20 protein-coding genes are annotated in these 21908 nt (G+C 48.1%); 18 read left to right on the top strand and 2 right to left on the bottom strand.

Annotated features, from left to right (window positions below; translation table 11 throughout):
- Positions 1–287 precede the first annotated feature (287 nt).
- Positions 288–1622, bottom strand: coding sequence for a sensor histidine kinase (locus BN2762_RS24720; protein WP_036623462.1), 1335 nt, complete (start codon positions 1620–1622; stop codon positions 288–290).
- A gap of 1 nt (position 1623) precedes the next feature.
- Positions 1624–2310: a response regulator transcription factor gene (locus BN2762_RS24715; protein WP_036628261.1), complete on the bottom strand. Its 687-nt coding sequence runs from the start codon at positions 2308–2310 to the stop codon at positions 1624–1626.
- Between the two features lie 211 nt (positions 2311–2521).
- Between BN2762_RS24715 and BN2762_RS24710 the strand changes: the two genes are divergently transcribed.
- The 18 genes from BN2762_RS24710 (at position 2522) to BN2762_RS27980 (ending at position 21846) form a co-directional block, all read left to right on the top strand.
- Positions 2522–2737, top strand: coding sequence for an SHOCT domain-containing protein (locus tag BN2762_RS24710; RefSeq protein ID WP_115311194.1), 216 nt, complete (start codon positions 2522–2524; stop codon positions 2735–2737).
- A 68-nt stretch (positions 2738–2805) separates the two neighbouring features.
- On the top strand, positions 2806–3837 hold the full coding sequence (locus BN2762_RS24705; protein ID WP_036623458.1) for a DJ-1/PfpI family protein: 1032 nt from the start codon (positions 2806–2808) through the stop codon (positions 3835–3837).
- Positions 3838–3880: 43 nt separating this feature from the next.
- A complete protein-coding gene (locus BN2762_RS24700; protein ID WP_036623456.1) occupies positions 3881–4525 on the top strand; it encodes a DUF2306 domain-containing protein in 645 nt (214 codons plus the stop codon).
- A complete protein-coding gene (locus BN2762_RS24695; protein ID WP_051985478.1) occupies positions 4522–5292 on the top strand; it encodes a DJ-1/PfpI family protein in 771 nt (256 codons plus the stop codon). The genes BN2762_RS24700 and BN2762_RS24695 overlap by 4 nt, the downstream gene beginning before the upstream one ends.
- A 345-nt stretch (positions 5293–5637) precedes the next feature.
- Positions 5638–5952, top strand: a complete 315-nt coding sequence (gene trxA, locus BN2762_RS24690; protein WP_036623452.1) for a thioredoxin — start codon at positions 5638–5640, stop codon at positions 5950–5952.
- Between the two features lie 24 nt (positions 5953–5976).
- Positions 5977–6879: an NAD(P)/FAD-dependent oxidoreductase gene (locus BN2762_RS24685; RefSeq protein WP_036623451.1), complete on the top strand. Its 903-nt coding sequence runs from the start codon at positions 5977–5979 to the stop codon at positions 6877–6879.
- Positions 6880–6989: 110 nt separating this feature from the next.
- Positions 6990–7898, top strand: coding sequence for a class I SAM-dependent methyltransferase (locus BN2762_RS24680; RefSeq protein WP_036628257.1), 909 nt, complete (start codon positions 6990–6992; stop codon positions 7896–7898).
- A 78-nt stretch (positions 7899–7976) separates the two neighbouring features.
- A complete protein-coding gene (locus tag BN2762_RS24675; RefSeq protein ID WP_036628256.1) occupies positions 7977–9362 on the top strand; it encodes a DHA2 family efflux MFS transporter permease subunit in 1386 nt (461 codons plus the stop codon).
- 122 nt (positions 9363–9484) lie between these two features.
- Positions 9485–9886 carry an Rrf2 family transcriptional regulator gene (locus BN2762_RS24670; RefSeq protein WP_036623450.1) on the top strand — a complete coding sequence of 134 codons (402 nt, stop codon included), beginning with the start codon at positions 9485–9487 and terminating at the stop codon, positions 9884–9886.
- Between the two features lie 414 nt (positions 9887–10300).
- A complete protein-coding gene (locus BN2762_RS26365) occupies positions 10301–10468 on the top strand; it encodes a type II toxin-antitoxin system HicA family toxin (RefSeq protein WP_074048767.1) in 168 nt (55 codons plus the stop codon).
- Positions 10469–10507: 39 nt separating this feature from the next.
- Positions 10508–10792, top strand: coding sequence for a type II toxin-antitoxin system HicB family antitoxin (locus BN2762_RS27145; protein ID WP_213509925.1), 285 nt, complete (start codon positions 10508–10510; stop codon positions 10790–10792).
- A 320-nt stretch (positions 10793–11112) separates the two neighbouring features.
- Positions 11113–12597: a spore germination protein gene (locus BN2762_RS24660; protein ID WP_055109520.1), complete on the top strand. Its 1485-nt coding sequence runs from the start codon at positions 11113–11115 to the stop codon at positions 12595–12597.
- On the top strand, positions 12594–13778 hold the full coding sequence (locus tag BN2762_RS24655; RefSeq protein ID WP_055109518.1) for a Ger(x)C family spore germination protein: 1185 nt from the start codon (positions 12594–12596) through the stop codon (positions 13776–13778). The genes BN2762_RS24660 and BN2762_RS24655 overlap by 4 nt, the downstream gene beginning before the upstream one ends.
- Entirely contained in the window at positions 13775–14866 is a 1092-nt protein-coding gene (locus BN2762_RS24650; protein ID WP_055109516.1) for a GerAB/ArcD/ProY family transporter, read from the top strand. The genes BN2762_RS24655 and BN2762_RS24650 overlap by 4 nt, the downstream gene beginning before the upstream one ends.
- A 7-nt stretch (positions 14867–14873) precedes the next feature.
- A complete protein-coding gene (locus BN2762_RS24645; RefSeq protein WP_007130946.1) occupies positions 14874–15092 on the top strand; it encodes a hypothetical protein in 219 nt (72 codons plus the stop codon).
- 194 nt (positions 15093–15286) lie between these two features.
- Positions 15287–17848, top strand: a complete 2562-nt coding sequence (locus BN2762_RS24640) for a winged helix-turn-helix domain-containing protein (RefSeq protein ID WP_007130939.1) — start codon at positions 15287–15289, stop codon at positions 17846–17848.
- A 156-nt stretch (positions 17849–18004) separates the two neighbouring features.
- Positions 18005–19411, top strand: coding sequence for an RCC1 domain-containing protein (locus BN2762_RS24635; protein WP_083485117.1), 1407 nt, complete (start codon positions 18005–18007; stop codon positions 19409–19411).
- Positions 19387–21846, top strand: coding sequence for a chitobiase/beta-hexosaminidase C-terminal domain-containing protein (locus BN2762_RS27980; RefSeq protein ID WP_074048687.1), 2460 nt, complete (start codon positions 19387–19389; stop codon positions 21844–21846). The genes BN2762_RS24635 and BN2762_RS27980 overlap by 25 nt, the downstream gene beginning before the upstream one ends.
- Positions 21847–21908 lie beyond the last annotated feature (62 nt).

Genomic DNA, 21908 nt, shown 5'->3' with positions numbered 1-21908 from the left:
GGATCTTTTCCCAAGAGCTTCATTGCAATGGTCGTTACCGATGGCAGGAAAATCTCAACCTTTCGGAAATGATTTGTGTTGATTAAGTTATCATAACATGAGCGGAAACTGCGTCCAAGACGGAGGCTCCATGGCTAATTGTAATTCTTTTGGTATCATGGCTTTTCAATCAGGGTATTTGAGGTATGCCTTTTATCTGCTGGCGCTATCCCACAAAGCAAAGAACTTCAGGGGATGTTTCCTTATTGTGATCAGGAAAATTGTCCAGTAACGTTCGTTCTTCGATTTTAGCCTGGGTTAGTTACAGGTATCCAACCCGTTAGCAGCGCTCCGCCTTCCGAATGGTTGCCTGCGGAGAGCTCACCTCCGTGAAGCCTTACAATTCGTTGTGAAATGGTCAGCCCTAATCCGCTACCTCCAGTTGAACGATTTCTAGATGCTTCACCACGATATAGAGGTTCAAAAACTCGATGTAGTTCTTCCGAGGAGAAGCCCGGGCCGGTATCACGGATCATAAACTTTATTTTGTTACCTTCTTTATAACATTGAACAACAATTTCACCATACGAGGGTGTGTGTCTGACGGCATTATCCAACAAATTGTTCATCGCTCGTTCCAATAAATGCACATCACCGTTAATGAAGCAGTCGTCTTCAATATGGGTCGAAATCGAGAGGTTCTTTTGGCGAGCTAGCGGACTTAAACTGTCAATCGATTTCAGGATGATGAATTTAATATCAATCTTCTGATGATGAAGATCCATCTGCACATGCTCCATCTTTGTAAATGTGAACAGGTCCTCTACCAACCGGTCCAATTGCGCCGATTTTTCCTTACAAACGGCCAAATATTTGGTTATTTTATCCGGGGATTGGGCAATGCCTTGTTCCAGACCATCCAAGTAACCTCGTAAAGCGAACAATGGGGTACGCAAATCATGAGCGACAGCTGTAATGACGAATCGGCGCTCTTCTTCCAATTCCGCTTGTTTTTGAAAAGCTTTTTGCATTCCATTCACCATCATTTCGAATGCATCGCGTACCTCAGAGATTTCGGTGATATAGGATCCAGGCAACTCTACGTCCCAATCTCCTGCAGCGACTTTTCTGGCTGCAAAGCTCATCTTTTCGAGAGGCTTAAGAAGAAACCTTCGCATTTCAACACCGACAATAAAAAAAGCTAACAATAGCCCGGTAAATATCGAAATGAACTTAGCCGCATTTGACTTCGGAAGATAAATAATGACCTTTCCGAGCAAATGCCCGTCCTCTATAATGGAGAACCGTTCGGTAGAAGGCAATATGCCATGGCTCTGTGGATTAGAACGGTAAATTTCTTGATCTGATGCAGATAGAATAGCCGCTTCCATTTTCGCTTGTTGCAACTCATGATGCAATTGGTTTTGCCAATTCGGATCCCTCCATTTGTTCGAATTGGTTTCGATCAGCTGTACGATCTTCTCGATCCATTGTCCTTGCAGAATCTCGGCTTGAGCTCCGTTTTTTGCGAAGCTGAGCGTTTTTGTCTCTATGAAGTGTGTTGTCACATAAAAGATCCACGGCACTAACATTAAGAAGAAGAAAAGCAGTATAGTAAACGAACGAATACGAAGTGTTCTCATCTTAACCTCCCTCGAAGCGATACCCTATTCCCCATACGTTGACTAGGTATTGAGGATGGTTCGGATCGGATTCAATTTTCTCGCGAAGTCGACCGATGTGCACCCGAATCGTATGCCTGTCACCTACCCCATTCCAAAATTTCGAAAGTATCTGTTCATATGAAAAAACATGCCTGGGGTGTTCGGCAAATAATCGCAATAATTCATATTCCCTCGGGGTGAGCACTACACTCTTCCCATCCACGAATACTTCTCTTGTGGATAGATTTAGCTTGATGCGGCCAAAATCCAAGATTCTCTCACTCATTTGCAGTTGGGAAACAGAACGTCGTAGTACAGCTTTTATCCTGGCTACAATTTCACCGGGTGAAGCGGTTTTGACAATATAATCATCGCCGCCGAGCGTCAGGCCGCGAATCTTGTCCACATCGTCGCTGCGTGCGCTCAAGAAAAGGATCGGAACGTTACTCTTCTCCCGAATCCGGCGACATAACTCAAACCCGTTTTGACCCGGCATCATGATGTCAAGAACAATACAATGAATGGAATTCTGCTCAAACAATGTCCAAGCTTGAACAGAATCGCAAGCGGTTATAACGCGATAATTTTCATACTCTAAAAAGTCGCTCAATAGTTCAACAATGCTTTGATCATCGTCTACAACCAGTATGGTACTGATTTCACTCATGAATATCCCACCTTTGAAAACTAGTTTATCATTTAACCCCATGCAACAAACAGAACCACCTAATTTGTGATGATTTGTTTATTGTTTTGTGACCTTTATACAACTTCATTTGAGATACTCGTTTGTTACGATACTTCTTGCCGAGTCGGACAGCAAATATCGCGAGTTAGGGCCCGTTCTACGCAAAAACGGATGAAGGAGGTTGACAAACTTGGAATACGGAAGTTTCTCATTTTTTCCATTCGGTGCTCTATTTTGTCTTACGCTTTTTTCTTTTGTCGCAATTCGAATTTATCTGATTCGTCATCGCTACAGAGATTCCAATCCAAAAGACCGTGACATCGCATTGATTCTAAAAGGTCGGATGGCGAGTGGTGAAATCGACGAGAAGGAATATCACAGGCTGAAGGATCTTCTGACAAAATAACTTTTCCCTGATACGATCCGCAGGTTCGAGGATCAATCTATTGACTTTGAATATGAGGAGGTTTATGGATGTTAACGGTTCAAGTCGTGCTTTTTGATGGCTTTGACCTTCTGGATGCCATTGCACCTTACGAAGTTTTTTGTGCCGCGGCAATGTATGCTGAACACGCGTTAAGCGTAGAATTCGTTACCGCTGAAGGGCCGAGATCCGTCACCAGCGGCATCAACGGGTTAAAAATTGAAGCGAGTGGCAGACTGAACCCGGAACGAACAGGCATCATTCTTGTACCTGGCGCGTCGGGCGACGTCGAAGGAGATGGGCCGAATTCGCCCCCAGCCATTCTGTCGCGGGCACTGAATACCGAATTGGTTGAAATGATTGAGCAAGCACTCGGGCAAAATGACATCATCGTTGCCACGGTTTGCGGCGGTTCCCTGTTACTGGCCATGGGAGGGCTCTTGGAGGGCAGACCAGCGGTAACGCATCATCTGGGCATGGATGTACTTGGAGCAACCGGAGCCATTCCCGTTCCTGCACGCGTAGTGGATAGCGGCAACCTGGTCACTGGTGGCGGCGTTACTTCGGGACTCGATGTAGCGCTGTATCTGGTGGAACGCGAGCTTGGACCGCGCATCGCGCACGCGGTAGAGCAACTGTTCGAATACGAACGGAGAGGAACGGTCTGGCGGGAAGAAGGAAGGGCGCCTGGCTCTCACAAGGCAGAGACCGACGAAGAAACGAACGCGACGAACAATATGGGGATGATTTATGATACCCCGGATATAAAATTACCCGGAGAATCTGACTTCGACGGGGATTGGGATACAACAATTGCTACGCCTGTTGGAAAACTGGAGGTCAAGCTCTCCATTTCCATAAGGAATGGGTTGGTCCAAGGCCAGGCTACACAAGGGGATGAGACGGTCGAGTTTATAAATCCCTTACTTCAGGACAATAAGCTCACCTGGTCGCTGCGCGTCACGAAACCTATGCGGTTAAATCTAAAATTCGAAGTTACCGTGCGTGGAGATGACATGATTGGATTCGCCAGGGCCGGCATACTGCCTGCATCCAAATTAACAGGCAAGCGTGTTACCTAACCCATAAATGCGATTTGGCAATTAAAATGAGGGGATGGATCGCATGAAGGAGTGGAAAATATCATACGGCTTATTGGCCTGCATCAGTATTCTATTTATCCTTTACGCTTTGGTGGCCAATTTTATTATCGATCCCGAAGCAAAGGCGTTTATAAGCCATAAAATCGGCCTGAAGCGCGAACTTAATCTTCCGGTCTGGATCAACGTTATGCACGTTCATGTTGCGTTTGCCTGCATCGCCATGGCGACAGGGTTGCTCAACTTCTCCAACCGCGTCCTTGAAAAAAGCCGCAAGTTCCACCGTATAAACGGCTACGTTTATTTAGTATCCGTCCTTCTTGTCGTGATTACTTCCGGATATATGGCTCCTTATGCTACCGGAGGAAAAATAAGCAGTATGGGGTTCAACGCTCTTAATCTAATATGGCTGTTTATCACCATTACGGCGCTTGTACAAATCAAAAAGAAACGCATCATTCGGCACCGGAACTGGATGATCCGAAGTTACGCCTTTTGTTTTACGAACATGACAATTCATCTCATCACCTCCCTTTTTTATCAGGGATTTGGTCTCAACTACGCTACCAGCTATACAATAGGGGTTTACGGCTCTATTGTGCTGCTGTTGATCATTCCTAACATCATTATCAGAAATATCAATCGATCCAGAAAGGCAGTGGTAGGATGAAAAAAATTATAGGAGTACTCATGTCGTTTGTACTAGTTCTATGTCTAGTTACCTCTGCAGCAAGTGCGAATTCAAAAAAAAATAATGATCCATTCAAAGACAAAAGGATGCATGTTCAAATCGTCTTGTTCGATGGTTTCGATCTGCTGGACGCATTAGCACCATACGAAGTATTTGCTGCTGCGGGAATGTACTCAAACGGAGCAGTTACTGTGGAATTGGTTTCCGCGGAAGGCAAGCGTTCTGTCCCGAGCGGTCTGAACGGGCCGGCTCTCGAAGCGCAAGCTGCATTAGACCCCAAGCGTCCTGGAATCATTTTGGTGCCCGGGGCTTCGGGCAAGCCAGCAGGAAATTCGGAAGATACCATTCCGAATATTTTAAAGAAGGCCATGATGACGGGCTTGTCGGAGAAATTGAAACAAGCTTTTAACAATGAGGAAGTTATTGTAGCTACAGTATGCGGTGGTACACTGCTGCCTGCGATGGGAGGTTTGTTGAAAGATAGACATGCGGTTACCAATCAAATAGGCATGGAAGCGTTAGGAGCTCTCGGTGCAATTCCGATTGAAGCAAGAGTCGTTGAAGATGGTCCTCGCTTCGTAAGCGGGGGAGGCGTGACTTCGGGTCTTGATGTGGCCTTGTATTTGGTTGATCGTGAGTTAGGTCCTCAAATCGCAAATGCTGTAGAACAGTTATTCGAGTACGAGAAAAGAGGCACGGTGTGGCGAGCGGAAGGCATTGCGCCGATCCATTTTGACGAAAACTAATACCGATCCGATAAGAGCAACAGCGGCAGACTAGGATGATGCAAAACACCCTGGCCTGTCCGCTGTTGTTGGCTCGATCACAGGCCAAAAGAATACAACTGGCCTGGGTTTGGCTAAATTTTCTTGGGACTGACTTGCATCTTATCCAAAACAAAGTTATCATAGATACATGAAGTCTTTAATTCGAATGGAGGAGTGCTATGAAAACTCACAAGCCACTGATTATGCGTTTGAGGTGATGTTCCATTTACTGGCAACAACGCCGGACAAGATTACTAGACCCATCTTATGACAAATTAAAGATATTATATATCCATAGTATATTTAATCGAAAGGAAGATCACGATGGCTATTCAACATGCGAAAGATTCTACTTTTAATGAGATGGTGCAAACGGAAGGTATAACAGTAGTGAATTTTTGGGCCGCTTGGTGCGGTCCATGCAGAATGTTTGCACCTGTATTAGAGGAGTTTGAAAGGGAAGCAAATGATTCCATTAAAGTCGTTAAAGTTAATGTAGACGAAAATCCGGTAACCTCTTCACAATTTCAGATTATGAGCATCCCGACAACCATTATATTCAAAGATGGACAGCCTCTATATAAAGAAATAGGCATATTGTCGAAAGGTGAACTGCAGCAGCTTGTTGGCTCCAAATAAATCAACAAAAAAGGGGAGATTCTTTTGATTTATGATTGTGCTATTATCGGCGGAGGCCCGGCAGGACTCAATGCGGCTCTGGTACTTGGGCGGGCCAGACGCAGTGTTGCGTTATTTGATAACAGCCAGCCCCGAAATGCGGTTACACATGCCTCTCATGGATTTATAACAAGAGACGGTGTGACACCCGCCGAGTTTAGGCGTATTGCATATGAGGAGGTTCTGGGGTATCCCTCCGTTGAACTTTTACCTTGGGAGGTAACCGAGATTCACCGGACTGATCACAGGTTCGTCGCCGTGGCGTCAACCGGAAAACGGATTGAAGCACGCAAATTACTGATCACCACTGGACTTAGGGAGATTTTCCCGGATATTCCAGGTTTGCGTGATTGTTATGGAACAAGTTTGTTCAGTTGTCCCTACTGCGATGGTTGGGAGCTTCGAGATCAGCCGCTAATTGTTGTTTCCGAGAACTCTGGAGTGTTTCATATGGCCAAGCTGCTCTATACCTGGAGTAAAGATCTTGTGGTTTGTACAAATGGGCATGCGGTTCTGGACAACGATCAAAAACAACTGTTGAAATCCAGAAACATCGAAGTGGTTGAACAAGCAGTAACGATGTTTATCGGTCATGAGGGGAAATTGCGGCAGGTGGAATTTGCAGATGGCACGCGAATCGAGAGAACGGGAGGATTCATTACACCGGAATGGAAACCGAAGGCGTCTTTTCAGGGTTCGCTTGGTTATGAGGTAAATGAGTTTGGCGGTATCGCCACAAATGAGTGGGGCAAAAGCTCGGTTCCAGGTGTGTATGCCGCCGGGGATGCAGCTTACGTCATGCCTTCCCAGTTGATTTATGCCGCAGCAGGCGGAAGCAAAGCGGCGATTGGCATCAACATGGAGCTGACCGAAGAGGATTTCGTTTAGCTCTAAGTGGACATGTCCTTCTCTTGGGGAAAAGTTTCTTAGAGAGAAGGACTTTTTTCAAAAGTCATAAGTGTAATGACTGCATCAAACAGAAAGGGATGAAGAGGATGATGACGAACGATTTTTTTAATGATGCCGTTTGGGAAGCAGCTTGGAAGAAGGATCCAGATACAGCGATTAGCAAAATGAAAAAAGTTGGAATTGATCCAGCACATACTTTTGACCATAGGGCAAAGTCATTTAACGAGCAGGCGTTTAGCGAAGAAGGCAGGCGAAGAACAAAACGGATAATGAATTGGCTGGAAAGTCAGGGTGTGACATTTAAAGATACCTCCATATTAGACATTGGAGCGGCCTCAGGCGGATTTACAGTGCCGTTTGCGGAGAGAGGGGCTAGTGTTACTTCTGTGGAGCCTAGTCTTCCATTAGTTGAGCTCTTGAAAAGTAATATAACGGGATTAAAGAACGGGAATGTAGAGATTGTGGCTGAGCCTTTTGAAGACATTGATATTCAAGCAAAGGGGTGGGAAAAAGCCTTTGATTTCGTATTTGTCTCCATGTGCCCGGTTATTGCCGACTGGGAGAGTGTGGAGAAAGTGCTGAGCTGCGCACGACAGTATTGCTATATCAGCCTGTCTGTCGGCTCCAGGGAGCACAGTCTGGTAAAAGAGATTTGGCCTTTGGTCACTGATCAGCCCATGAAAACGGAACATTTGGAAATGGCTTATTTGCTCCATTTACTGTATCTCAAAGGGTATTCCTATCAGTCGCTCGTAACCCGGGAAATGAAATCTACAGAGGTACCTAGAGACACGGCGCTCCAGGAGGTGATGGAATGGCTGAGAATCTTCGGTTTGCCTGCGGACGACCAGAACAGGAAAATCATAGCCAATTATTTGGAACGGACCTATCCGACGGATAAGGTTGTCATCCAGCAGGGTGGGCGTTTTGGCAAGGTGCTTATTCAGTTGAAGGATCAGAGCATGTACACCGGTGTCCAAGAATTTTCCCATAAGTAATTTCTTTAACTATATAATGGACAAAAAATATCTGTAATATCTACAAACTGGAGTGTCTGTAGTAAATTGAGGAACGTTATGAAAAGAAAACCTGTAATCATTGTCGCATCTCTAATCGTCGCGAATTTTTTGGCACAACTCATGCAAACCATGCTGAACACGGCTTTGCCACAAATGATGCTTGACCTTGGAATCCAGGTCAATCGGGCGCAATGGCTGATCACCGTCTATCTTCTGGTTTCTGGAATTGTCATCCCTGTGACGGGATTCCTGATCGGAAAATACTCGACGCGAACCCTGTTTTTCGCATCCGCTGGGGCCTTTACGACAGGGACGCTAATTGCCGGCTTCTCCGTCGACTTCACATTGATCCTAAGCGGACGAATTATTCAGGGGATTGGCGCCGGATTGCTGGTACCGGTGTTCCTGAATACGATTATCCTAGTGTTCCCAAAGGAAAAACTCGGGGCAGCGATGGGACTGGCCAGTCTCATTGTGGGACTCGCCCCTGCACTGGGGCCGACGATTTCCGGCTTCGTGATTCAACATCATTCTTGGAGAATCTTATTCTATGGGGTGGCGCCCATAGCGATCGCGAACCTGTTTGTCGCCTATTATTGCTTGGAAAACGTTTGGGATACGCATAAAGCGAAATTGGACTGGAGATCGATTCTTTATTCAAGTTTGGGCTTCGGCAGTCTGTTGTATGGATTTAGTATCCTTAGCGATCAGGGAAAAGGGATTCAGCTTGCGCTGACCTTCCTTATCGTGGGATTCGCACTGTCGTTTCTGTTTGTGAAGCGCCAATTCAAACTGGCCGTCCCTTTGCTTGATTTCAACGTATTTCGTTACCCGAGATTTACTTATGCATCGATTATAGGCGTAGTCCTGTTCATTGTGATGGCCGGGGTGGAACTGCTGCTCCCGATATATGCACAAAATGTCAGGGGACTACTGCCTAGAGAATCGGGGCTAATGCTGCTCCCAGGTGCATTGCTGATGGGGGTGTCCGGAGTGGTATCGGGTAAAATCTACGACCGTTATGGCGGTCGCTATTTGATTCGGATCGGCTTCTTCGGGATAGCCGCCGTAACGGCTCTATTAACGATAGCGCTATCGATTCACGCTCCGTATGGTCTGTTGGTAGGGTTATATGCGTTGCTTATGACCGGGGTCGGTTTTATGATGACCCCAATTACTGCTTTTGCCATGGCGAGCTTGCCGAATTCGATGATGAATTACGCTTCGCCGATGACCACGGCCATACGTACATTGGGCATGTCAATGGGCGGGGCACTGCTCATCACCCTGGTGACAATTACCGCAGATTATAGCTCATTCTCTTTTCCGATCAATATGCATCAAGGAATTCAAGCCGCGTTTTGGTCACTAGCCCTCGTTGCAGCGAGTGGTTTTCTTCTTACTTTCTTTGTTCCATATGGTAAAGGTTCAGTGGAATCGTAGGTCTTGGAGTGTTGCCAGTTACAACGAATAAAGGAGTAATAAGGGAGGCGATATTTGACATAAGCCAATATAAAAAGTTATTATGGGCACATAAAGTCCATAATTGAGGTGAACATCACGTTATGAAATTTTCTAAAGCGACAAACTATGCTCTTCATACGATGCTCTTTCTTGCCGCATTCCCGCCGAACAAACTTATCGGCGTACAGCAATTGGCGGAGAGACAAGAGGTTTCTCCAACGTATTTATCCAAAATCCTTACCAAGCTGGTCAAGGCAGGAATGATTGAATCGACTTCAGGAGCCAATGGTGGATATCGCTTAAAACGGAATTGGGAAGAAATCTCGTTTCTCGACGTGATTCATGCCATTGAAGGCTCCGCCTCCTTATTCGACTGTGAAATGAATCATGGATCAGAGTGTTTAGTTCAGAAGGTGATGGTATCGGCTGAAGAGAAAATGGAGGACTTTTTAAAAAACCAAAAATTATCTGAGATTGCTAAGAAAATGACGGTAGTTCTTTGAAGAAAAACTGTTTTTATGAGAATGGTTTATTTTATTAAACCGTTTGGGAAAAGCATGAAAGGAAGATATACAAACGGCATTGAACAAGATTGTGCTGCGTTAGATTGATACCATTGTCCTCTCGACCGCATCGATGTCGCGAAGAAGAGCTCTCGATATACCTTAATGGTGAATCGAGAGCTCTTCTTTTGCATATTCGGAAACTTGTCGAATGCAGGAGCCTGGAGGGTCTGGTTTAATTCGTGAAATGATGGGTCAGGAATCGGGATGATGGACTGAAAAATAAAGTATTAGACGGGAAAGCACTCGTCCCTATTCTTCCTCCGCAGGATAAATTGCCGACGTTCGGACAATATCGTTACTGGTTCAAGACTTGGAAGATACCTTAAAAAGGCGGATTAGTTTGCGTTCTCAATTGACAAATATAATAGTATTTGTTACCGTGGATTTTTCTCGGGAAGTCATCACCAGTTCAAGCACCCAACCCAAAAGGGACGAACAACCGTCAAACATCCTGACAAAGACATTCCCGTTCCTACGCTCAAAAGCATTGAACGGCGGTCGGGGTTAAAGTTTGAATAGCCCCGGCTCCCTCCCGACCATTCAAAGGAGGTATCCGACATGAAGAAGCCGGAGCGATATTTCTACCCTGCCGTTTTCACTTATGACCCCGGCAAGGAAATCGCTGTTGTTTTCCCTGATCTGGATTGCGCGACAAGCGGAACGGACGATCACGATGCGCTTTTGTCCGCGCGGGAACTGCTCGGCATTGTCCTGTACGGGCTGGAAGAAGATGGCGAACCTATTCCCGCTCCAACGCCGCTTTCCCAGATTCAAACCACGCAAGCGAACGAACGCGCTGTGCTGATTGATGTCTATATGCCATCTATCCGCAGGCGCAAGTGAACCGTTCTGTCAATCGGACGGTCACGCTTCCGGCTTGGCTGAACGCCGCCGCGCTGGAGAAGGGCATTAACTTTTCACAGGCACTGCAATCCAAGCTGATGCAGGAATTGGGCATTGATCGCGTGAACGATGCGAAGTGCTTCCTACACAGTCACATTCGCACTCCCGGCGCAACCTTTCCCGGCTTGGACGTTTTCTTGAATGTCTCGTATGGATTTCACCTCACGATAATTTGCAACAGCATAACTGCCAATGGAATAAGAATCCACCCAATAGGAAACAATGATAATGATGAGATGTGAGAATCTGGAGGTTCGTCGATGGCAGGAAAAAAACAAAATCTATTGATTAAGAATGATTTTTTCGGAGACATTCAATCAGCCCTCGGGTTCCCTCCAGACTTGGTCTGCCGATCCTTGTTTGTCCAAGGGGAACAAACCGTGCAGTGCGTATATCTGGAATCGATGGTCAATAAAAAAACGATTGACGAATACATTTTGAAATCGTTCACGGAAAATACGTTTTCCGAAGGGGAAGCGCCTCGTTCCGCCGAAAGCGGTTTTTTGCGCGAATTTTCCTTTTCCGATCCATATGAACAGTTGCGGGAACATGCCGTAAAAGCACTCCTTGCAGGCCATTGCGCACTAACCGATTTTGCAAGGGAGCGCGTTTGTCTCATCAATGTGACCGAATCCAAACAACGCTCCATTGAAGAACCGAAGTCGGAATCGACCATTCGCGGGCCGCACGAAGGCTTTACGGAAAGCATTCTGACCAATGTGGGGCTTGTCCGCAAAAGAATCCGCAACCCATTCCTCCGGTTTGATAAAATGAACATCGGCAATCAAACCGGGACGACTTTGCTTATGGTGTACATGGAGAACCTCGCCCCGGAATCGCTGGTCCGGGAAGTGCGCGGCAGATTGTCAGCCATCCGGACGGACAGTGTGCTGGAAAGCGCTTATGTGGAGGAATTCATCCAGGACCGGATTTGGTCTCCTTTTCCGACGCTTACCAACACCGAGCGCCCAGATATGGTAGCTGCCCAGTTGCTGGATGGTAAAGTGGCCGTAATGGTGGACGGAACGCCCAACGTCCTGCTTGCCCCCATGACGTTTTTCGAGTTTTTCAGTTCTCCTGAAGATTATTATCAGCGGGCGGACATCGCCACGTTTATTCGCTGGATTCGGTTGATTTCCTTTTTTACGGCCGTGTTCGTCCCTTCCTTGTATGTCGCGGCCACGACGTTCCACCAGGAACTGATCCCGACCCAACTTCTGATCAGTTTGTCCGCCCAGCGGGAAGGGGTTCCCTTCCCCGCCATCTTCGAAGTGTTGTTAATGGAAGTCGTGTTTGAAATTATCCGGGAAGCGGGGCTGCGTATGCCGCGAGCGGTCGGACAGGCGCTTTCGATCGTGGGGGCGATTGTACTGGGGCAGGCGGCGGTGGAAGCCGGTCTCATTTCCGCCGCGATTGTCATTGTTGTAGCCATAACCGGCATCACCAATTTTGTCGTTCCGGTTTACAGCTTTGGCATGTCACAACGCCTGCTTCGTTTTTCGTTCGTGCTGTTGGCCGGCTTTATGGGCCTTTTCGGCATTTTATGCGGTGCCCTGTTTCTGGTTGCCCATCTGGTGTCGCTTAAGTCCTTTGGCGTTCCTTACTTCACTCCCGCTTCCCCGTCCATAGGAACCGATTGGAAAGATGTGTTGGTGCGGCTGCCCCGGCCCTGGCTGAATCCGAACGGTCTGCCCGGATATATTCGGAATATGAAGAGAAAAAGTAATCTGGAGGATCAAACATGACCAACCGGTATGCAGCGGGTCTGTTCATCCTGATGATGTTTACCGCCCTGCTTACGGCTTGCTGGGACAGAACGGAAATGAACGAACTGGCGCTGGTCAGTATGATGGGGGTGGACAGAGATCCTGAGAGTGGAAAAATAACCGTATATTACCAGATCATCAACCCGCTCAGCGGCACTTCCGCCAAAGGTACGTCGGGAGGCGAACAAGCCCCTGTATACACTTACGAAATCAGTGGATCCTCTTTTGGAGAAATCAAATCTACGATTTACAAAATGTTGCCGCGCAAGTTATTTATGGCCCACTGCAAGGTGCTGCTCGTTTCTCGACGGGTGGCCAAACAAAACATACGCGATATTGTCAACTTTATCGAAATGCAACCTAATGGCCGTTCGTCGGTCCCGATGCTGATTGTCGACGGATCGATATCTCAGGTCATGAGAACATTAACTCCCCTGGAGCGGGTGCCGTCTGACACGATCGATTCCAGGCTCGACCTGCTGATCCGGAATTCGCTCCTAGTGGGAAAACAGATCAAGGTCAGTGATGTCATTGAACGGATGGAAAAGTCAGATACGATCGTATTACCGTTGATCACCGGAATGACAGAGGCACCTTCTTCCAACAGCGGGGAAAGGTCGGCGGATATCGACGCCAATCAAAACAACTTTATCATCCGAGGCGGGGCGGTTTTCCGTGATTATCGCATGGCGGGCAAACTGAATGATACGCAACTGGTCTGGTACCATTTGCTAAATGGCGATCGAGGTCGCCACGTGCGACAGTTTCAGGTGGAAGGAAAACAGGTATCCGTGGAATTGAGACTGGTTCGCATAAAACGTGAGGTCTTCTGGAAATCCGACCAACCTGTCGTTCGGATCCGCATGGACCTCGAACTTTCCACTGCCTATACAATCGAGTCCGTCCCGAAGTCTCGGAACGAGGTGGAGAGACTTGAAAACAGACTGAATCAGATCATAGCAGACGAGTCGCTTGCTTTCTATCAAATGATAAGGGAGCGTGGCTGGGATCTGTTAAGCATCAACGACTTGTTGCGCAAACAAACGCCAAATCATCCGGATATCGACCAAGCGGCGAAAAATGTACAAATTGAGATTCGTGCAAATACCCGGCTGCTCCGAACGGGAAGCATGAGTCAACCTTATGGAGGAACAGGATGAAGCCAATGATTTCCCGATTCCAGTTTTATCTGCTGACAATCAATTATATCCTCGGAACCACCCTTTTCGTGCTGATCGGGCGGCTAGTCGTACAGGCGGGACAGGATGCCTGGCTCATGCCCTTGTGGGCAGGAAGTTTTGGCATACTCGTCGGTCTGTTCTGGACTTTTCTTTTCCGATACTACCCGGGCAAAAGTCTGGTGCAAATCCCGCTGGAAGCTTGGGGACGTTCTCTGGGAACGCTTGTCTCCGTCTTGTATTTTCTTTATTTCTGTATTTTGGCTGGATGGGCTCTTCGAAATTTAAGCGATTTTTTAAATGGAACCATCATGCCGGAGACGCCGAAAACCGTTTTTCACGTCATGTTTTTGCTTGTCGCCTTTTACACGGTCGCTCAGGGGACGGAAGCCATCGGACGATTAAATCAAATCATCACTCCGTTTTTGTTCTTCCCGTTCTGGTTTGTTCTGTTGCTGGCAATGGTGAACTGGGATTGGGGAAGACTTCAGCCAGCTTTCCATTCCGGCCTGGGTGCCATTTTGCAATACCATTCCTTTTTGGGCTTTCCCTATATGGAAGCCATAGCGCTCACGATGCTTTTTCCGCTGGTCAAACAGGGGGCAACACGCCCCTTTTTGCTTGGGTTGATGACCGCTTCCCTTTCTCTTAGCATGACCTTGTTTATGATTATCGGTTTATTAGGAGTGGAGAGGGCGTCACAACTTACCTTTCCAGTGTATACGACCGTGCAGGAAATTTCCATCGGAGAGGTGATCGTCAACATCCATTCCATTATCTCCGTTATTTTACTGATTCTGATTTTTATCAAGCTGTTGGTACTCGTTTACGGAGCTTCCGAAACGCTGCGTCAAGTATTTCGTCCAAAAACCCGGTGGCCTCATTTTCTGGGTTTGACGATTTTGTTGTCGGCGACCGCCTTGTCCATCTATGAAAACCCGATCCAAAACGAGGAATGGGATGAAAAATATACATTCATATATGACAGTTTCTTTGTTCTACTGATCCCCTTTTTGTTGCTAGTGACAACATGGGTCAAACGCACGTTCGAGAAGCGAAAAGGAGGATGAATTGAACATGTTGATGCTTCACATCCTGCTGGCGCCTTTGATAGGTTTACCGATGTTGGGATTGCTTCGAAAGAGACTTTATCGGGATGCAGCAGTTTTTGGGGCTGTATCTGTTATTGGATACGGATTATGGATTTGTATCGTGAATCATCGTCCTTTTATCATTACGATTTTTATTGAAAGAATGATTGAAATGTTAAAATCCATTTCAACGACGATGATATAAACGTAGAATGAATTGTTTTGCGGGTTCTTCCCAGTTTAGTACCACTATGATCCGCCAATCCTTGTGAATAGTCAACATCATAACTTTTCCGCGTTGTGTAACCAGGGATAGCCCCGCCAAAATAAAAGATTTTTGGTAAAATGGTAAGGAAAATGTTCATTCCTGATGCTTATAGTCAAAGGGAGGGGCTAACCATGATCATAGCCACGAAACTTCATATTCCTCGATCGCGAAGCTCGCTTGTTGTGCGTTCCCGTCTCACCCGGCGTTTGCATGAAGGGTTAGATCGCACGCTTACTTTGATCTCAGCTCCAGCCGGGTATGGCAAAACGACATTGCTCGGCGAATGGGTGATGACGCTGGAAAATCCCGTCGCCTGGGTCTCGCTTGATCAAGGGGATAATGATCGCACGCGCTTCTGGGCACATACCATTGCAGCGTTAAAACAAGCTTATCCGTCTTTTGACCAACAGGACGTCCTTCGTCATGCCGCAGAAGATCCATCGGGTGTGTCACTGATTGCTGCGCTCATCAACGGGCTACATCGCATTTCACACACGATGGTGCTCGTATGGGATGACTTTCATCATATCGAAGAAACGTCCATCTTGCAGGGCGTCACTTATCTGCTGGAACGTTTACCACTACATGTCCATCTCTATCTTGCAAGCCGAAATTCTCCAGCGCTTCCTCTTTCCAGACTACGAGCAGAAAATAGGCTGATCTCGTTGGAGGCGAGCGATCTCCGGTTTGTGCCGGACGAAACGACTGAATTTTTTGCGAAGTGCGGTGGTATACAATTATCCAATGAAGATGTGGCGACCGTACAAAAAAAGACAGAGGGTTGGGCAGTGGCGATGCGACTGGCGGTCTTGTCAATGCACGAACATACCGATCCCGTATCTCTAATCCGGAAGATGGCGGGGACGGAACGTGATATATCGGATTACTTCTTTGATGAGGTGTTAGCCCGACAATCCGCAACGATGCAGCAATTTTTACTCTATACTTCCATTTTGGACCGGATGAAGGGCGAACTTTGTCAAGCGGTAACCGGTATAGCCGAAAGTCATGCGTATCTGCAACAATTAGACAAGGAAAGCTTGTTTCTTGTAGCTTTGGACGAGTGGCGGGAGTGGTACAGGTATCATCATTTATTCCGGCAATTTTTGACGGCGCAGTTGAAAATGCGCGAGCCGCGGCAATGGCAAACACTTCACATGACAGCGGGAAAATGGTTGGAAGAGAACGGTTATCCGCATGAAGCGGTAGATCATTACCTTGCGGCTGCCGATTATGAACATGCGCTATCATTGATAGAGGAGATGACACCGGAGCTGATGACCAATGAATGGACGACGCTTTGCAAGTGGTTAAACGCAATTCCCGACACGCTGTTATTTGCCAGACCGATGATGCTGTTGACAAAACTCGCTTCCCAGTACTTGTCCGGGCATGTCGAAGCGGCCACTGACGGGTATTGGCAAGCGGTTCGCAGGCTAGAAGAGGACACAGATCCCCTTCCTCCTGAAGAAGCCGAAACATTGCAAGCCGGACTCGCTTTTCTGGCTGCATTTCGCACGTTTTTGGATCGTGATTTTGAATATGCCGTTCAATTTTCACATGAATATGTCGAGAAGCATCCGGAAGGCGATTTCTTCATTGAGTTTGGGAGCGACGAGGATGGCTATCATCCGGTGTGGGATATCTACGTGTCGGATGACAGCCTTCGATTGGCGGAGCAGGTGTTAACGTCCTTGCTGTCGATTTGGTCTGAAACCCGAAATGTCTATTTTGTTGCTCATCTTTATATCGACTTAGGCAAAATGCAGTACGAACGAAATCGCTTGGTCGAAGCGGAAAAGCTGATGCGCCAAGCCTATGATATTGGAAGATTGCATGATCATCGAATCTTGGCGACCATCGCAGCGCTCTGGCTTGCCCGCATTGCCACCGTACAAGGAGACGAGGCGACGTCAAAGCACATATTACGCGAGCTAACCCAACTCACGTCCAAGACGGCGAATTCGCGTTTGTCCGGGAAAATCGCCTCGTTTCGCGCCATGCTGGGCAGGATGCATAGAGAAGAGAAACCGGTGAGACAATGGCTGAGAAAGAGCCGCTTGCGATTCCGTGATGAAATTCCGGTATCCATGATCAAGGAATACGATTTACTGGCCTCTATATTGGCGGAGCAAGGAAAAATGGAAGAAGCCGCAGCATTGACGGAGCGTCTACTCCAGCTGTCAATAGAAGAAGGACGGCAAAGCGACCGAATTCGTCTGCTCGTTCACAAGAGTATGATCCTATCCTTACAAGGAAAGATTTCGGACTCCATGGACGTACTGGAAGAAGCGCTGGCATTGGCGCGGCCGGAAGGGTATATCCGGACCTTTGTCGACGAAGGAGCATCACTTGGGCAATTGTTGGATCAATATATCCGATTGCGCCAAAATCAGCTTCGCCGCCCCAGCCATAAGGTGCCTTTATCCTATGTGAAACGGCTGCGGAGACTGATTCCGCTAGCCGAAAGGGAAGCCGGTACTCCCCATGATAGAACGTTGGCTGCTCTTACAGCCAGAGAACAAAGCGTGCTTCGGTTGATGGAAACGGGAATGTCTAATAAAGAAATCGCGCTTAAATTGAATGTTTCCCTGGCAACCGTAAAAACACATATTAACAATATCTACTGCAAATTGCAATCCAAAAATCGCTTACAAGCGTTGGAACGTGCCAGAACACTACAATTGTTCTGACCCGTTCTTTTTATTTTGTACAAATTATCTCAACCACCCTGCTCAACCTTTTTGATCTTTTGTGCCGGGCAGGGTTGATCACAATGGGATTGGAAGAATATACAATAGATGGGGTGAAGCTATGCAGAGATTAACTTGAAGGAGGATTTGTAAGAGATGAATCCATGGGGAAAAAGCTTGGAACAATCATACATATGCAACAGGAGGAGCGGCTTGGTGAAGCTGTGCATCGCTTTGCTGCTCATCCAGTCGTTTCTGATCACGGTACCCTATGACAACGTGTCTGCTCAAGGGAGTTTTCATCCAGCCTTGAGTGATCGTTGGGGCGGGGTCCAGCAGATTGCAGGAGGGCGTTACCATTCCCTCGCTTTAACAGCGGACGGGGAAGTGCTGGCTTGGGGATCGAATGGGTATGGCAAAACAACGGTGCCGCTTGAGGCACAGTCCAATATTGTTTCGGTGAGCGCAGGACAGGATCACTCCCTGGCTCTCACATCCGGCGGCGAGGTCATCGCCTGGGGTGGGGGAAGATTCGGCGAAGCCAATGTACCGGCAGAAGCGAAAAGCGATATTATAGCGATTGCATCGGGTCCTGCTGCCTTCTATTCGTTAGCCCTCACGTCCTCAGGGAAAGTCATTGCCTGGGGCTCCAATTCTTATGGTCAATCGGATGTGCCGGAAGAAGCGGAAAGCGGCGTTGTCGCCATCGCGGCGGGATATTGGCATTCTTTAGCGTTAACGGCTGCCGGAGAAGTGATTGCATGGGGAGATGGTCGCGAAGGAAAACTCGATGTGCCTGACGAGGTGCAGGGCCAGGCAGTAGCCATTAGTGCAGGATCTGATCATTCTTTAGCGTTAACTGCTTCGGGCAAGGTGATTGCTTGGGGGAGTAACGATTACGGACAATCTTCTGTGCCGAAAGAGGCGGAAAGCGGCGTTATCGCCATTGCGGCAGGGGAAAAACACTCTCTAGCCCTGAAATCTGACGGCTCTGTCATTGCCTGGGGCATTTCAGACGGTTCGTGGGAAGACAACGAACAAACGGTTGTACCCGAAACTGCGAAAAGCGGTGTGATCGCGATTGCAGCGGGATACCGACATTCGCTTGCCTTGAAAGCGGATGGGATGATCATTGCCTGGGGGGATAATGATGACGGTCAGACTGACGTGCCGGAACATGTCCATGAACGTGTGAAAGCCAAACAATTGGCTGCCGGGAAAAACCATTCGCTTGCGTTAACCTCCGATGGCCAAGTACTCGGCTGGGGAAGCGATCTGTACAATCGCCTATCGATTCCTGCCGATTTGCAAGATGTGCGCGCCATTGAGGCGGGGGAGGATTTTTGCCTGGCATTAAAAGCCGATGGCACGATTGTGATCTGGGGAGACGGTTCTCATTATGCGGCGATTCCGCCTGAAGTGCAAGGACAGACTGTGGCAATCAGCGTAGGCAGCTATCACGCTTTGGCGTTGCAAGCCGATGGCACAGTCGTTGCCTGGGGTAGAATTGAAGGGGGGAGAATGATAAGCGGCTCGATGTGCCTGATGATTTGGATCAGGTGATTGCCGTTAGTGCAGGATTGTTTCACTCCCTTGCTCTGAAGGCTGACGGTACAGTAGTGATTTGGGGAGCGAATCAATGGAACCAGCTGGATATGCCAAGTGGTCTGCATGATGTAAAAGCGATTAGCGCAGGACATTACCATTCCTTGGCGCTTAAAACGGATGGTACGGTGGTCGCTTGGGGAGATAATACGTATAAACAGTTAGAAGTGCCCGAAAACCTGCAGGATGTTGTGGCCATCAGTGCAGGTCGCCATCATTCCGTTGCTTTAAAGTCGGACGGCACGGTGGTTGCCTGGGGAAATAACACATTTAACCAACTCGAAGTTCCTTCTAATTTGCGTGAAGTTGTAGCGATTTCGGCAGGTACACCTCTCACGTTAGCCTTGCAAGCAGATGGAGCGATTGTCGGTTGGGGCGATAATGTCTCGGATCAACTCAACATTCCAACAAGCGATCTCGAAACGATTGAGCTAACCGATCAAAGCGGTCGGGAATTGGAACTCTTGTTTGATACTGTACAACAGGAATACACGGTATTAATTGACAATCATGTTACGTTGGTGAACGTGCTCGCGACACTGGAAAATGCGGAATTTGCAGCTGTGTATGTGAATGGTGAGCGACAATCCGATCCCGCTAAAGGAGTCAATATACCAGTAACCGATGAGCAAACGGTCGTTACCGTGGAAGTCGTCCCTTATTTGCAAGAAAGTAAAACGTATACGATCACGCTCTCACAAGAAGCGGAGCCAGAGCAAGTATCGAAGCCAGTCGCCAGTCCTGCGGGCGGTGCAGTCCCGGCTGGTACAACGGTGACGTTGAGCACGTATACGAACGATGCAACAATCTACTACACGATGGACGGCAGTACGCCAACGAGCAGCAGTGCCGAATATACCGCACCCATCGAAGTGACTGGGGGAATGACGCTCAAGGCGATTGCGGTGAAGGAAGGCATGCTGGACAGCGAAGTGATGGAGGAGCATTATACGATCTTACCTCCTGATCAAGTCGCCAAGCCGGTCGCAAGTCCATCCGGCGGAGCGGTTCCGTCCGGTACGAGGGTAACATTGAGCACGACAACGGAAGCAGCAACGATCTACTACACGACGGACGGCAGCGAACCAACGAGCAGCAGTGCCGAATATACCGCGCCCATCGAAGTGACCACGGAAATGATGCTCAAGGCCATTGCTGTGAAGGCAGGTATGCTCGACAGCGAAGTGATGGAGGAGCAGTATACGATTGCAACGATACCTGCACCTGGGAATCTGACAGCTTCGGCAGCTAATCGTTCCGTTACATTGAAGTGGGATGCGGTTACGGAAGCAGGCAGCGTGACTTACGCGGTTTACCAAGCGGAAGGCGCATCAGCTCCGGTCGATCCGGCGAACTGGAAGCTCATTCAATCAAGTGTTGAAACGAACTCCTACATCGTCACGGGATTGACGAATGGAACAACGTATGCATTTGTAGTGAAGGCTATCACTGTGAAGGGGGCCAGCGATTTCTCTAATGTAGCGATAGCGACCCCAAGAGCACCAGGAGGTAACAGCGGTTCCGGTGGTGGCGGGGGCGGCCGTGTGTTGTCCAACAATGCGGATCTTGCGGATCTGCAAGTATGGGTGGAAGGGAAATTATTGAAACTAAGCCCTTCATTTGCTTCTGGAACAACAGAATATACGGCCCGTACAGAAGCCGAACGAATTGAGATTGTGGTCAAAGAAGCTCACTCCGCGGCGAAAGTGATATGGAAGGACAAGGTAATTACGGACAGTATTCAAGTCGATTTGGAGGAAGGCGACAATACGATTGAACTAACGGTACAAGCGGAGAATGGCACGAAGAAAACCTATACGCTGACCATTTATCGTGAAATGCCAAAGCCAAATGAACCGGTTATTGCATTTACCGACATCGCTGGACACTGGGCGGAGGACTATATCATGCGTGCTGTAGAGAAAGGCTTTGTCAGCGGTTATCCAGATGGCACATTTAAACCGAATCATCCAGTCACACGCGCCGAGTATACTGTGATGCTGGCAGGTGCATTGAAACTGGAAGGTGACGGCTCCGCGCTAACTTTCACGGATCATGACCGGATCGGCGGATGGGCGAAGCAAGCCGTTGCGCAGGCCGTACAAGCGGGCATCGTGGTTGGATACAACGATGGCAGCTTCCGGCCAAACACGCAGATCACCCGCGCGGAGATGGCGGTGATGATCGCCCGAGCGCTACAACTGGAGCTTAACGCGAATGCGTTACCCGGCTTTGCCGATGATGAAGCGATTCCGCAGTGGGCGAAAGGGGCGGTCGAAGCCATCCGCAAACTTGGCATTGTCGATGGCCGCGGCGGAAACCGTTTTGTGCCGAACGAAACGGCTACCCGTGCAGAAGCGACGGTGATGCTGCTAAGATTGTTGGATAGATGATAGAGTATCGTGCTGACAAGTATTTCCCTCCGACTAGGAAGCGATCAGTTTCGACGAATCCG

The sequence above is a fragment of the Paenibacillus ihumii genome, assembly GCF_001403875.1.
Classification (GTDB): Bacteria; Bacillota; Bacilli; order Paenibacillales; family Paenibacillaceae; genus Fontibacillus; species Fontibacillus ihumii.
This window is presented reverse-complemented; position numbering and strand designations above follow the sequence as displayed.